16 protein-coding genes are annotated in these 13484 nt (G+C 48.2%); 6 read left to right on the top strand and 10 right to left on the bottom strand.

Going from position 1 to position 13484, the window contains the following annotated elements:
- Positions 1–159 precede the first annotated feature (159 nt).
- Positions 160–1071 (top strand): hypothetical protein, encoded by a 912-nt coding sequence (locus DO97_RS04190; RefSeq protein ID WP_156120428.1) that lies wholly within the window; start codon positions 160–162, stop codon positions 1069–1071.
- Positions 1072–1319: 248 nt separating this feature from the next.
- Positions 1320–1559 (top strand): hypothetical protein, encoded by a 240-nt coding sequence (locus DO97_RS23665; RefSeq protein ID WP_156120427.1) that lies wholly within the window; start codon positions 1320–1322, stop codon positions 1557–1559.
- A 386-nt stretch (positions 1560–1945) separates the two neighbouring features.
- On the opposite strand, the gene DO97_RS04185 is transcribed toward DO97_RS23665, so the two are convergent.
- From DO97_RS04185 to DO97_RS04165, 8 genes are all read right to left on the bottom strand, one after another.
- Positions 1946–2203 carry a hypothetical protein gene (locus DO97_RS04185; protein ID WP_036531302.1) on the bottom strand — a complete coding sequence of 86 codons (258 nt, stop codon included), beginning with the start codon at positions 2201–2203 and terminating at the stop codon, positions 1946–1948.
- Positions 2190–2462 carry a BrnT family toxin gene (locus tag DO97_RS21920; protein WP_072016352.1) on the bottom strand — a complete coding sequence of 91 codons (273 nt, stop codon included), beginning with the start codon at positions 2460–2462 and terminating at the stop codon, positions 2190–2192. Before DO97_RS21920 ends, DO97_RS04185 begins: the two co-directional genes overlap by 14 nt.
- A 23-nt stretch (positions 2463–2485) precedes the next feature.
- On the bottom strand, positions 2486–2995 hold the full coding sequence (locus DO97_RS23660; protein ID WP_156120426.1) for a hypothetical protein: 510 nt from the start codon (positions 2993–2995) through the stop codon (positions 2486–2488).
- 189 nt (positions 2996–3184) lie between these two features.
- Positions 3185–4249: a signal peptidase I gene (gene lepB / locus DO97_RS25855; protein ID WP_052128356.1), complete on the bottom strand. Its 1065-nt coding sequence runs from the start codon at positions 4247–4249 to the stop codon at positions 3185–3187.
- Positions 4250–4508: 259 nt separating this feature from the next.
- The gene (locus tag DO97_RS04170; RefSeq protein ID WP_036531300.1) at positions 4509–5126 is read right to left on the bottom strand and encodes a hypothetical protein; all 618 of its coding nucleotides are present in this window, start codon (positions 5124–5126) and stop codon (positions 4509–4511) included.
- A gap of 100 nt (positions 5127–5226) precedes the next feature.
- Positions 5227–5445, bottom strand: a complete 219-nt coding sequence (locus tag DO97_RS21915) for a DUF6887 family protein (protein ID WP_072016351.1) — start codon at positions 5443–5445, stop codon at positions 5227–5229.
- Positions 5445–5621 carry a DUF6888 family protein gene (locus DO97_RS30045; RefSeq protein ID WP_420805851.1) on the bottom strand — a complete coding sequence of 59 codons (177 nt, stop codon included), beginning with the start codon at positions 5619–5621 and terminating at the stop codon, positions 5445–5447. Before DO97_RS30045 ends, DO97_RS21915 begins: the two co-directional genes overlap by 1 nt.
- A gap of 256 nt (positions 5622–5877) precedes the next feature.
- Positions 5878–6411 (bottom strand): hypothetical protein, encoded by a 534-nt coding sequence (locus tag DO97_RS04165; protein WP_036531298.1) that lies wholly within the window; start codon positions 6409–6411, stop codon positions 5878–5880.
- A gap of 921 nt (positions 6412–7332) precedes the next feature.
- Here DO97_RS04165 and DO97_RS04160 point away from each other — a divergent pair.
- From DO97_RS04160 to DO97_RS22875, 4 genes are all read left to right on the top strand, one after another.
- The gene (locus tag DO97_RS04160) at positions 7333–7737 is read left to right on the top strand and encodes a hypothetical protein (protein ID WP_036531297.1); all 405 of its coding nucleotides are present in this window, start codon (positions 7333–7335) and stop codon (positions 7735–7737) included.
- A gap of 65 nt (positions 7738–7802) precedes the next feature.
- The gene (locus DO97_RS04155; protein ID WP_204368467.1) at positions 7803–8945 is read left to right on the top strand and encodes an AI-2E family transporter; all 1143 of its coding nucleotides are present in this window, start codon (positions 7803–7805) and stop codon (positions 8943–8945) included.
- A 70-nt stretch (positions 8946–9015) separates the two neighbouring features.
- The gene (locus DO97_RS04150; RefSeq protein ID WP_052128355.1) at positions 9016–9798 is read left to right on the top strand and encodes a precorrin-2 C(20)-methyltransferase; all 783 of its coding nucleotides are present in this window, start codon (positions 9016–9018) and stop codon (positions 9796–9798) included.
- Between the two features lie 2 nt (positions 9799–9800).
- On the top strand, positions 9801–11660 hold the full coding sequence (locus DO97_RS22875; protein ID WP_081980610.1) for a methyltransferase domain-containing protein: 1860 nt from the start codon (positions 9801–9803) through the stop codon (positions 11658–11660).
- 2 nt (positions 11661–11662) lie between these two features.
- On the opposite strand, the gene DO97_RS04140 is transcribed toward DO97_RS22875, so the two are convergent.
- Together DO97_RS04140 and DO97_RS04135 are read right to left on the bottom strand one after the other, a co-directional pair.
- Positions 11663–12496, bottom strand: a complete 834-nt coding sequence (locus tag DO97_RS04140; RefSeq protein WP_081980609.1) for an ATP-binding cassette domain-containing protein — start codon at positions 12494–12496, stop codon at positions 11663–11665.
- The gene (locus tag DO97_RS04135) at positions 12486–13382 is read right to left on the bottom strand and encodes a branched-chain amino acid ABC transporter permease (RefSeq protein WP_036531296.1); all 897 of its coding nucleotides are present in this window, start codon (positions 13380–13382) and stop codon (positions 12486–12488) included. Before DO97_RS04135 ends, DO97_RS04140 begins: the two co-directional genes overlap by 11 nt.
- Between the last annotated feature and the right edge of the window lie 102 nt (positions 13383–13484).

Here is a 13484-nt window from a genome sequence, read left to right as displayed (position 1 = left end):
CAGTATAACAATCCCGTTGCACACCGACCGTATAGAGTTGCTTCATTGATTTCGAGAGGTTACTAGCGGCGGGTGAACGGGGTCGTTAGGCTGATAGATTTTAGAGGGAGCAAGACCGTATCCCTCTGGAGTTAGTTCTCAATTAACTGTGACGAGCAAATGCCAAAGCCTAAGAATATAGAGCTTATTGCGAGCCTTGAAGCGGCTACTAGTAGATTAGCTGAGGCAAATTGTGAGAATCCTGAATGGGAGTTCCCCTTCAGAACATTTTTGTGGGAGGCTGATAGTCAAGGTGTATTTAGTATTGAACAATTGTTTCAATTTCAAGTTATACCAGAAACAGAGTTTTTAGAAACTTGCGATACTCGTGTCCGTCGATCTTGGACAAATCAACTCAACCAACCGCCATCAGACCAGGAGATTAAACAAAACTATTGGGAGTTTCTTAACCTCTTGCATGGCTATTTGACGGAGTTTGAAATCTATAATTTAATTTTTAGTGGGGCAGATTGGGAACAGTTCTGCTTAGATCATCCTGGTCAGCAAGCCAACCTACCAGTCGTCATAACTAGTTCTTTGCCCATCTCTACTTTTGAATTTGAAGATATTATTTTGGGACGAACCTACGGAGATTACTGGATAGGGATTGGCAAAGTTCCTGACTACCACGGGCATCTTTATTCATTGCCCGTTCAGGAACCGCTTTCGCATGAAGGAGCAGATTTGGTCGATCCAAGAACTTTAGAATTTGTTAATGAGTTTACTGAATTTCTTCAAATTTTTCCCCAACAATATCTTTGGACGATTTATCCAACCAGAGAGGGAGCTCTACGAAGACTTTTAATTGCTATTAAAATTACTTCTCACAATGAATTTGATCGTTTTGAGTCTAGTCGTAGGGTCGCTTGGAGAGATTGGTCGCAAGCCACTCAATTATTTATACAAGATTTGCAGTCGATACTGACTAATATCTATGAATATCGTTTGTTCGATCGCTACACTTATGTGATTGGGCAAACAAGTTGGGGAGACTGGGCTGGGGTTTGGACACAAGATTCATTCAATCCCTAATTGCTTTGATTCACCTTAAATTTATGCTACGTGACCGACCTTGTTGGATAGGTTAACTTAAAATAAGAAGGTTTGAGGTCATACTATCTCAACTACTTCTTTCGTGCGGCTCTCAAGTAGCCTAACAATCCCGTTGCACATCGACCGCATTAAGTTGGTTGGTGAGTTCGAGAGGGTACTAGCGGCGGGTGAACGGGGTCGTTAAATGTCCCTCGCACGTCCCAATCCATCACAGCTTCGTTTTCATCGTGAGACAGTCTTTTCCAAGGCGCGATCGCGCTCCGCGCACTGCCGCAGGCGATCGCCCTTTGGTTATATCAACACATAAAGCCTACAAATTTCTACGACCAGCGATCGCCCTTTTGATGATATCAACCCGTAGCACCTACAAATCTCTACTACGAGCGATCGCCCTTGGACGATTTCAACTCGTAAAGCCTACAAATCTCTACCACGGGCGATCGCCCTTTAATGATATCAACGCGTAATGCATACAAATTTCTACCACGAGCGATCGCCCTTTAATGATATCAACGCGTAATGCCTACAAACCTCTACCACGAGCGATCGCTCTTTGACTATATCAACATGTAGAGTCTACAAATTTCTACCAATAGAGATCGCCCTTTTGATGATATCAACACGTAATGCATACAAATTTCTACCACGAGCGATCGCCCTTTGGTTATATCAACACATAAAGCCTACAAATTTCTACGACCAGCGATCTCTCTTTGATCATATCAACACGTAGAGTTTATAAATATGGACGATAATCTCTAAGCACAGCCTCAACCATTGTCTTCAAATCGCAGGACGTGTAACGGCTCAAATCAGCGGCGGCAGACAAACTCGAACTCAGCACCAGCAGTTTTCAACCGTCCGCTGCATTTGAATTGTTAGCCTGTGTCGTTGGAGAGATCGCCTGATTATCCCGCATCACTCTAATCAAGAACCGTAGCGCCTCATTAACCGCATCAGCACTAGGAAATATCTCTGCGACATCAGGTTCTAACCGTACAGTGGTTCCGCCAAAGCTTTTTCTTCCAGAGCCTAATTTTCTGACTCGGAGGCTCTTGAAGTCATACTCTGCTCGTAAATCATCTTCCATTTCTGACTTATCCTTCTTCATAGGCTTCTCTCTCGGTTCGTGTCACTTCTCTTGCGCTAATGAGGCGTATTGAATCACCCCTTTCGGTATACGACGCAATTAAAAATCGCCCTCGGCTTGATTGTCCAACGATAAGATAACGCTCCTCGTCTTCAGAATGGTCTGGATCGTAGAAGTCAACATACAGAGGATCATCAAAAACTGTTTTTGCTTCTTCAAATGAGACTCCGTGCTTTGATAGATTGTGTTTTGCCTTGTTTTCATCACAGTTAAACTGCATAAAGCTATTGTATCGCTAATCACTTAAACTGATTGCACGTTTTGGTCTGGAAGAGATTTAATCACATGACAAAGATCAGCGATCGACACAATAGCTATCCAAGTGTTGGAACCGTGATTGCCAGAGAGAATAAGATCATGGACGGCATTATCTGCAAAAAAGCCAGTCTTGTAGGGATCTGCATGGGCGATTTTGTTCAATGCTTCTCTAAGTGGCAGAGGCTCGAAGCCAATTCTTCCACTGTAAGGTGGCTGATAGCTATTTAACGTAGCCGAAACTTCACTGGTGCTAGCAGAGCGTTTCAAAGCACCAACAGTTGTACGAATCGAAGGAATAGCACCAAAATCCTGTTCTGATCGGATTGAAAGAGCTAGCGCCCGTAATATTTCAATACCTCTTTCAGATGATTCCTGTAATATTTTTCTGCGGATTTCTTGATCTAGTGTCGATTTATTTATGTAAGCGTCTCTAAAATCTTCTCTGAGTGTTTCTAACTCCTTAGCGCATTCATGGAATGTTCTTCGTTTCCACATTCTGAAGTTACCACCCCTATATTAAAAATCTTTTATAACACTGAGTTTCTAAGCAGGCTAACGGGGCGGGTCAGCGGTTGCCAGAATCTTTGCATTTCACCCAAGCAGCTCCGGTCAATCCGCTGCAACCGAATTGTTCGACCGCTGACTGCACACGACGACTAGATTTATGATTGAGATCCATACATCCTATTTTCCTATGAGTGAACCAGCGCGATCAAAAGGATAAAATCGCTGACTAGCTTTTCCAATGATATTCTTGCGCGGCACAAATCCCCAATAGTGGCTGTCATAGCTATTGTTTCGATTATCACCCAAAACGAAATAAGAATTTGGCGGAACCACCTGCGGATCCAATTCATACTGAGGTGCTTCATCCTTGCCAATATAGTCTTCACGCAACGGCTGATCATTGATATACACGCTTCCATTTTTGACTTGAACTTTATCTCCAGGTAGCCCAATAATGCGCTTAAGAAAGGCATCGTGTAAATTTTGCTTCTGCAAAGCCTCTGTAGGCAAAAATGAAACAATGTCACCCCGTTTAGGTATACTAAATTGATAAGTCATTTTATCAATTATGAGACGATCGTTAACTTGTAAAGTAGGCAGCATTGAGCCTGATGAAATGTATCGTGCTTCAGCTACAAACTGTCGGATAACGATCGCTAATATTGCAAGTACAACTGAAATGCTGATGAATCCCGCGATAAATAGCATCACTATTCGATGCGATCTTTCTCGACGTACAGGAGCAGAAACATAAACGTGGTAGAAGGCAAGGAAAACTAACGCCCCCTTCAACACACTGGCAAGCATGGAAACTGCAATAAAACCAGCGAGAAAAAGAATGCTAGATAACCATTGCTTGAGATAAGCATGTCCTAACCCAGGAATGAATCCAGATAAAAAAACGGCTAACCAGGCATCTTTGCTTTGTTTTCGAGTAGATTCAAAGTCTCTAGAATTCCTGCTCCTTGCCGAATAATGGGCATCAAACAAATTCCAAATTGGTAAGATCAGAAACGCGATTGTTAAGACTGCGATGCCAATTAGAGCATTACCTGTAGAATTGAGCATTAGCCAGCCTCCGATTCCAATCAAGAGGAAATAGCTCAACAAAATGATGTACCCCTTGAGCACCTTCCCAGCATAAATCTGCCCTATACCTGGCAAAATCCTAGATAAATTGACGGCAAGCCACGGTTCTTTGTTACTTGCTTCCTGAGCCAAATGCTGTTGAGATTGATACATAGACTTATGCCAGCTTAAAATTGATCTAATGTAGGGTAGAGAAAATAGCCACTCAGATTTGACAACCTACTTTTTAGAATTGGTTATGGCAAACGCTAAAGTGCACTAATTATCTTCGTGATTGCGTCTCCCTCACCATTTCCGAACTACGTCACAAAGACTTAAACAAAGCGGTCGAACGGACTGCGCTTAACCGGACGGAAATTATTTTTGCATCATACCCGATAGCGTATATCTCCGTTCCGAGTTCAAGCGCTTGTTAGCTGGTGCACTTTGCATAATATGGGAAAAATTCATGTGCTCCCAGCCACTTACCTTTATCAATAGATTCTTTCGCTTGTTGCCTAATGGATTCCTTCTTAATCATTTCAACAACCTCATTCGCTAATGTCAAATCATCGATTGCTAAAATCAGAGAAATATCCTTTAATATTCGTGGTTGCTTCCAACTTTTCATTTTTTGACAGGCTTCTAATAATGGAGAAAGAACTATTTTTCGCATATTCTTCTTACGGAATACAGCCTCAAAAAGTAAAAGTAATGCATCTGCCTGACATACTGGATTTTCCTCACTTCGTATAACTTCGAGTAATTTCTCTACAGAAGATTGGATGCTTACATCACTACGATTTGCCATTGCATATATGACCCAAGCAGAACAAGATACTATCCTGTTTGGCTCTTGTATTTCAGCGGCCGCTTCTAATGCCTCATTTGCAATCTTTAAAAATTTTGGTTTAGGCTTAGTGTGCCAAGCAACTGCTGCTAAAGCCTGACAACGATACCAATACCACTGAGCTTTGTGGGCAAGACAATACGCCGCATCAAGATCGACTTGACATAGTTCCCATACTTTTTGCCTTGGATCTTGCCCCATTTCTTTTTAGGGATATACAAGCTAACGTTCCTAGTCAGCGGTTGCCAGGAGCTTTGCATCCCACCCAAGCGGCTTCGGTCAATCCGCTGCACTAGGGTTGTTAGCCTGCGTTGCCACTCTGATACTCTGCTATTTGCTGACGAATAGATGCCTGAATTTTACTATCAAAGTCTGGATCGTTAACTGTTGTGATGACAGGACGTGAACGCTCCCTTCGCCTTGCTAAGTAAGCTTGGAAAGCAGCATTATCATCTCGATGGGTCAGGAAATAACGTCTTAGTTCTTGATAAGACATTGCTGTATAGTTAATTGAACTCATCACAGCACCTCTCCATTTGGAGTAACTTCAAACTCAATTTCCTCGTTTTGCCCTTCCAACACATACAAATTCTGGGTTCGACCATCGATACAAACCAGATGAATAGGTTGTAACATTCGATACGTTAAGTGGTAGCTAATTCGATACAAGCATCCTAACTGGCTATCTGTAGGCATCAAACCCGATCATTGTAATGAAGACTATTTCAGTATAACTTGCTCCAACTACCCGGTCGATTGCTGCAAAACCTCGTCCTACAAAAGATTTCTGGAATACTTTGAACTTGCGTACCAACAGGAAAGTTGGCTGTACCGCCACCACCAAGAACGAAGCAGGCTAACGGTCTGCGCGTCACCGGACGGCGATGATATTTGCATCATTACCGATCTCGTAAACCTCCGTTCCGTGTGCACGCGCTTGTTAGGCACCATGCTAGTTGATGTGAACTTTCTTGATCTCATAAACAAACTCTGGCTTGTTGGCGTATTGCAAGGCTCTATCCCATAGTGGGTTTGTGCGGTCGTTAAGATTATTTGCAAGAGCCTTTATTTCCGGTGGTGCATCCTCCCGAAAAAAGTCTTTTTTGCTTCGATTTTTATCGTAGCTTATACCTGTTATCTTAAATTTCCGTGATGCTATGTTTTTTGATTTCTGCTGTTCAATGTCCTTATGTGCGGTTTCCCAAGTTATGGCTCGTACCATCAAGTAATATCTGCGTTCATCGAATTTGCCATCAATGGTGTATACAGATTTTGATGGATACTGAGGTTGTATCTTTCTCTTATACAGACCACCTACGACAAATCTGAAATGCAAATTATCTGAGGACATCTCATAGCGTTGGCAATCGACAATATCTACCCAATAACCTTTTGCTTGAGCGAGATGCTTTTTCACAAAGAGAACTGCGAAGGACTCTTCGGTGTTAGCGTATTCAAGGTATTTTTTAAGTAGCTTGTCGTCCACAAATCAAGATGTTCTGAAATCTGTACCTGGTGTCTAACTATATTTAGATCCCATTTTGGAATCTAAGCAAATTGGTGCTTAATACCCAGAATTACCCGTGGATTAAGCGTTATGGGGATGTTAGCATACCCCATCTGAATTGACTATATTTTAAAAATCCTGATATAGAAACTACGCACGAAATCGCTCAATACTTTATCTGTAAAGCATTCTAGTTATTTTTATTCGATAAAATCTGGTTGCTTAGTCTTCATGGTGGGATCATAACTTGCAAAAAAGGGATCTTATTCCTCACGTAGAAGAATTGGCTCTGGTTTTCTAAAGGGTGATGGCTAGATGGCTTGAATTCCTTGGTCAATTCACCTGCACTCGATTTGATTTACCCTTCAAAGGCCAAGTGTCTATCACACTTGTCACTATAAAGTCTGTCATCAGCAACCTCCAAGATTGTGTACGTGATCAGGAATGAAGAAAGAAACTGAATCGTTATTGGGTAGAGAAGGGGTTTAGTCCTACAGCATCCGCAGGATTTCCACAGCTCTATAGATAAGTCAGTCGATCAGAGATTGTTTTACGCAAGTTGCAATAAAACTTCATAAAAATCGTGGCAGGTGCTGAAAATGCGTTTGGAAACTTTTATCCATGACATGCCGCCTCTGACCTCGCTGACTGTCAACCCCTCAGAGGGTGTGCGCTAGCAATGTAGTCATTGGCAAGCTGACGGAGGTTCGGGAATGGCTTGAAGATAGCAATAGGTAACAATTCCCAAACCCCACCACGTTTCCGCCCTTAACAAACCAATTGGTGTGTTTTTTGTTGGCCGCTCCCGGCCTCTCGGGAACCGTTCACTCTAGCTTTGAGGCAGATCCCGCTGTTTACTGCAAGCAGTGACGCCATCGAGATCCCCAGTTAGATTACCCAGTGGGAACTCCCCCAGAAGAGCAGGATACGTTGCTGGCGGTAGGAGCAACCGTCGAAAGCGACTCGGTAGTGGTGATTCACCAGGGGATGCAACTTGGAGGATATCCGGGAGAAGGACTTATCCCCGACGCTGCAAGACCTGGTTCAGGTGATCGGCTTGGAGGCGGCGATCTCGCTGTTGGAAGCTCTGGGTGGGCGGCAGTTCTATGTGCCAAGGAGTTAAATTCTAGTCATCCAATTGTCCAGGCGATCGGGGTGGAAGCAACCCAAAAACTGACTCAGCACTATTGTCGGGAGACCCTGAGCCTACCCACCGGGGTTGCCGTGTTGCAGGCCATCAAACGGCGGGGCGTGATTGCTGATGCAGGAACCGGAATGAGTCGCGAGGAAATAGCGCGGCAGTGAAAAATCACCAAATGGGGTATAAGTGGGCTAGACCTCCTCTGAATCTGACTCCGGGCTGAACCACTATGGTGCAATCTGCGAACAAACCTGAAATGGCAACCTCCCCGATCAACGGCAGGATCAGTGGTACCCTGCTACCTGCGTGGGCACGTTGGGGCTTGGTGTTTCCCTTGATTGTGCTGAATGGATGGTTGCTGTTGTTGATCATCGGCTATTTCCAACCCCTGGTGAATATCTTTGCCTCTGCTACGCTTCTGGCCTTTATTCTGGACTACCCAGTGCTGTTGCTGAAGCGCTTGGGAATCCGGCGGGGCTATGCCATTGGCATTGTTTTTGTCCTCGTGCTCACGATTTTAATTACCCTGGGCAGCACCCTGGCTCCCGTACTGTTGCAACAGTTAACGGAACTCGCCAATCGTCTCCCCAGTTGGATTGACTCGGGCAGTAAGCAGCTTTTGGGGGTACGGGACTGGGCGATCGCCCAACGTCTGCCGGAAAATGTTACGGGGCTGTTGACTAACCTAGCGACTCAGTTGACCGCCCAATTCTCTGGAAAGCTACAAATGCTCACTGGGCAAGTTGTGAGTTTGGCCTTCAACACCGTTGATAGTGTGGTGAATATTCTGATTACTCTGGTACTGACCATCTATCTGCTTTTCTATGGGGAGCAGTTGTGGGATGGCCTGTTTCGTTGGTTTCCCCAGAAATTAAGTCTCTCGATCCGGCGATCGATCTATCAGAACTTTCATAACTACTATGTGGGGCAGGTAACCTTAGCAGGTGTCATGGGTGTCACCTTGACCCTGGCATTTCTGGTCTTGAAAGTACCCTTGGGGCTGCTCTTTGGCCTCTGTATAGGTCTGGCAACCCTGATTCCCGTGGGTGGTCTGGTTAGTATTAGTGCTGTCAGTTTTCTGGTGAGCTTGCAAAACTTTGGCTTGGGATTGGAAGTATTGGGGGTGGCCTTGGTGATCAGCCAGATTAATGATAATTTCGTCGCTCCCAGGGTACTGGGGGGGGTGACTGGCTTGAATCCAGTATGGGTGGTGATTTCCCTCCTCGTGGGAGTGAAGTTGGGAGGGGTGTTGGGGTTGCTGCTGGCGGTTCCCCTGGCTAGTTTTACCAAGAGTATGGCAGATATGTTGCATCCTGACTTGACCCCGGAGATCGTGGGACTCCCTGCCATCGTTGAAACGGCAGACCCATGATCGGAGATCGTCCTTCTGTGATTCTGGCAGTTGTTCTGAGACGACCTGTTAACTCCATCGCCCTTGCACCATGGCTCTAGGCAAACTTTACGGCATTAGTATGGGGCCTGGGGATCCAGAATTACTTACCCTCAAAGGATTGCGACGGTTACAGGCCGTTCCTGTAATTGCCTTCCCCGCCGGAACTCAGAATCGACCGGGCTTGGCTCAACAAGTTGTCGCCCAATGGGTGCAGCCAGAACAAGTGCAGTTGCCGTTGACGTTTCCCTTTGTCCAAGACCCAGAGCAGCTGATCCAGGCTTGGCACCTAGCAGCGACTCAAGTTTGGCAATATCTGCACCAGGGGCAGGATGTCGCCTTTGTCTCAGAGGGAGATGTCAGCTTTTATAGCACCTTTACCTATCTCTCCCAGACCCTCCAACAGCTTCACCCCGAGGTGGAGTTCGAAGCCATTCCAGGGGTTTGCTCCCCCCTCGCTGCCACTGCAGCTTTAGGCCTGCCGCTCACCATTCGCGACCAGCGATTACTGGTGCTGCCAGCGCTCTATCAGGTAGCAGTTTTAGAAACAGCCCTGCACATGGCAGATGTCCTGGTTTTAATGAAAGTTAGCTCGGTCTACGAACAAGTCTGGCCCGTATTACAGCGCTGGAACCTGCTGAACCACAGCTATGTCATTGAACGAGCAACCCAGGCAGATCAAGTGATCCATCGGGGATTGGGCGATCGCCCCCACTTGGTTTTGCCCTATTTTTCACTGCTAATTGTGCAGGTTGGTGCCGCTAGGATAGATACGGAACCGTGCCGTGGAGCCGCTGCTCGCAATCCATTCGCCAATGACAACTGTGAGGCGTGAGAGTGTCTTATGTCCTATGCTCTGATTCTGGAAGCCTAACCCCCCCCCTACGCCAGCCCCTCGCTTTAGGAACCCTAGCTTCTGCTGGAATTCATGGCCTGTTGTGGCTGCTAGTGCCCCTCTGGCCGGGGGCTAACCCCCCCCGCATCACCACCCCGCAAACCGTACGTGTGGTGCAACTATCACCGGAGCAGCAACGTCAACTGCCCCAACTGGACTCCCCTGGGGTTCTCCTCCCCCATAGTGCTGGCAACCCATCTTCATTTCAGCCCTTAATTCCCAAAACCGGGAGTGGTGCGGAACTGTTTCCGGGTTCCCCCCCAGGGACGTTTCCCCCCTTCCCCAGTGCTGGCAATTCTGCACCCTATACCTTCTCCCTCACCCCCCCGCCACCCCCGTCCACGCTACCCCCAGCGGCGGCGATGCCCCCGATAGCAAAGGGGCCAACCATCAAGGCACCTGCAACGCCGCCGCCTGCCAGTCGCCCGTCAACCTCAGCTCCTGAGTCACTGGTGGCAACCAACCCCACCTTTCAACCCATTCCCGAGTTGAGTCCGACCCCCACTCCCTCGACAGCTCCTGCCATCTCCCCCCCTACCCCGTCCCCAGAAGCCAGCGTCACTCCCCCTGCCGGCGATCGCCCCTCTCAAATTCCACCCGCGGCGATCGCCCATCTCCAGTCCCTGAAGCAGCAGTTTGCCTATAATCCCAATGGCACCACCCAGGGAGAGGCGATTGCCAGTACCAAAGACTGGCTAGCTGCGGCTCAAACCACGGCGAAAAGCTCCCAACTGCTCTGGAAAAAACTAGACCTGACAACGCCCTACCCCAAGTTGGCCTGTCCCAGTCGCTTGAAAGGCAACGCCACGATTGGAATTGTGGTCGATCCCCAGGGAAAGGTCGTCGGGGACCCCGATGTGATCCAAAGTGCTGGCTATCCGATTCTGAATCAAGCGGCTCTGGCGGCGATCTCGGCCCATAGGTTTGAGTCCACTGGGGAGTATCAGCTGTTTTTGGCAGGATTTCGCTTTGATGCTAGTCAGGGTTGTCCCGGTGATCCCGCCGCCCAGATTGATCCCCCCCCGTCGCTTCGAGAGGAGTGTCTGATGAGTGCCTTTTATGATGCGATCGCCCCACAGTTTCAGCAGTCCCGAGCCTTGCCCTTTCGCCATCATGTGGAGGCCTATACCTATCTCAACTTAATTGGTGAGGTAACCGATCAGAGGATTCTGGATTTAGCCTGTGGGGAAGGTACCTACAGTCGGTTGCTGAAGCAACGGGGAGCCGCCCGCGTCGTCGGGGTGGATATTTCAGCCCAGATGATTGCCCTCGCTCAGCAAGCAGAAGCCACTCAGCCCCTGGGGATTGAGTACATCGTCTGTGACGTGCAGGCCCTGGGGCAGATCGGGGATTTTGATCAGGTGGTGGCCTCCTATTTACTCAACCATGCCCCAACCCGTGAGCAACTGCTGGGGATGTGTCAAACCATTTTTGCCAATCTCAAGCCAGGGGGGCGATTTGTCAGCATCAACAACCATCTGGAACAACCCCCCGAAACCTATGGGATTTGTGAACAATATGGCTTTACCAAGCAAATCTCCGGGGACTTGAGGGAAGGAACTCCGATCACCGTCAGTTTTCCCAGTGAGGGGAGCGTATTCTCGATTGAAGATTACTACCTCAGCCAAGACACCTACGAGTGCGCCTTACAGACGGCTGGATTTCCCCAAGTACAATGGCATTCGCTCTCGATCTCACCGGAGGGGCTACAAGTCTTTGGGGCTGACTTCTGGCAAGATTGCTTGGATTATCCACCCATTATTGGCATTAGCTGTCAAAAGCCAGGGGCATCCGATTCTTAACCTCATTGCCCCAGATAGGCTTCCATCACCTGGGGGTTTCGTTGGACTTCCACCGGAGCCCCATCGGCAAGATTCCGCCCCTCCGCCAATACCCAGACACGATCGCACAGGGACATCACCACATCCATATTGTGCTCAATAATCAGAAAGCTGAGACCTTCGCGATTCCACGTCAGGATGTACTCACAGATCTGGTTAATTAAGGTGGGGTTGACCCCAGCGGCGGGTTCATCCAGTAAGACCAATTTGGGTTCTGTCATCAAGGCACGAGCCATTTCCAGCAGCTTGCGTTGTCCCCCCGAGAGGGCTCCTGCATAGGTCTGAGCCATCTGGTCTAAACCAACGGATTCCAGTAGGGTCATGGCGCGATCGCGGAGTTGCCGTTCTTCCTGCGCCACCTCGGTGCACGGCCACCAAGCATACCAGAAGTTTTCCCCCCTTTGCCGTTGGGCGGCAAAGATCATATTTTCCAGCACCGATAGGCGGGAGAGCACCCGTGCCACTTGAAAGGTACGCACCAGACCTTGACGGGCAATCTGATGGGGTTGCAAGTGCTGAATCGGTTCCCCATCAAACAGGACGCGACCTTGATCAGGGCGGATGAAGTTAGAAATTAAATTAAAAAAAGTGGTTTTGCCCGCACCATTGGGGCCAATCAGTCCGGCAATGCTCCCTTGGCTGACTTCAATGGAAGCCCCATCCACGGCTCTCAATCCTCCAAAGCTTTTGCAGAGGCGATGGGCTGCCAACAGGGGTGCGGTAGACCCTGCACCGGGAAATGGCCCGGTCTCTGCGGCCAGGGGAGTGGCGCTGGGGGGGGAGACGTTATTGACCAAGGGTGAGTTCCTCCTTTTTGCCTAAAATACCTTGAGGTCGCCACACCATCAGTACCATTAATAGCAAACCAATCACCATAATTCGAAAGGCACCTAAGCGGGCATCATCCAGGGGCACCAATTTTGGCAAGGCAAACCGGGTGAGGGCATAATAGCTCCAGTAAATCACCGCTCCAAGAAGGGTTCCTAAATTATTGCCAGCTCCCCCCAGAACCACCACCGTCCAGGCATCAAAGGTTTGCTGGGGTTCAAAGTCACTGGGATAGACCGAGGTAATCAACCAGGCATAGAACGATCCGGCCAGCCCTGCGATCGCCCCGCCCAACATCAGGGATTGCAACTTATACCAGAAGACATTTTTCCCCAAGGCTCTGGCAACTTCTTCATCTTCGCGAATGGCTTTGAGAACTCGTCCCCAGGGCGATCGCACCAGTTGTTCCAATCCCCAAAACACGCACCCCAGCACCATCAATACCAGGAGCATCAACACTAACTTATAGTGATCCCCTGCTAAATGGGCCAGGGGGAGGGGAAAACTCTGGAGACCAAAGGCACCTTGGGTGAGCCATTCTTCGTTGAGGGCCACCAGACGCACCACCTCGGAGACCCCAATGGTGACAATGGCCAGATAGTCCTGGCTCAGGCGCAGAGTCGTCATCCCCATCAACAAACCCAGGAGCGCTGCCAGTATTGCTCCCAACAAGGCCGCGATCGCCAACGGCACCCCCTGCTGACTCAACAGCACTGTACTGTAAGCTCCCAAGGTCATAAAGGCAACATGACCAAAATTGATCAGCCCGGTATATCCCCACTGGAGATTCAGACCCAGGGCAAACAGGGCAGAGATGGCTGCCGAGGTCGTCAGGAAAATCAGGTAGCTGATCATGGCGGACGGACGGGTTAAAAATGCAACAGTTTTATCTTAGTTTAGGGAGAGATGACGAATGTCCTGATTTCCTTAAGCTCCAAACTCTAGCGCTGGCCTCCT

It is taken from the genome of Neosynechococcus sphagnicola sy1, assembly GCF_000775285.1.
Classification (GTDB): domain Bacteria; phylum Cyanobacteriota; class Cyanobacteriia; order Neosynechococcales; family Neosynechococcaceae; genus Neosynechococcus; species Neosynechococcus sphagnicola.
The sequence above is the reverse complement of the archived record's forward strand: the minus strand, read 5'-3'. Positions and strand labels throughout refer to the sequence as shown.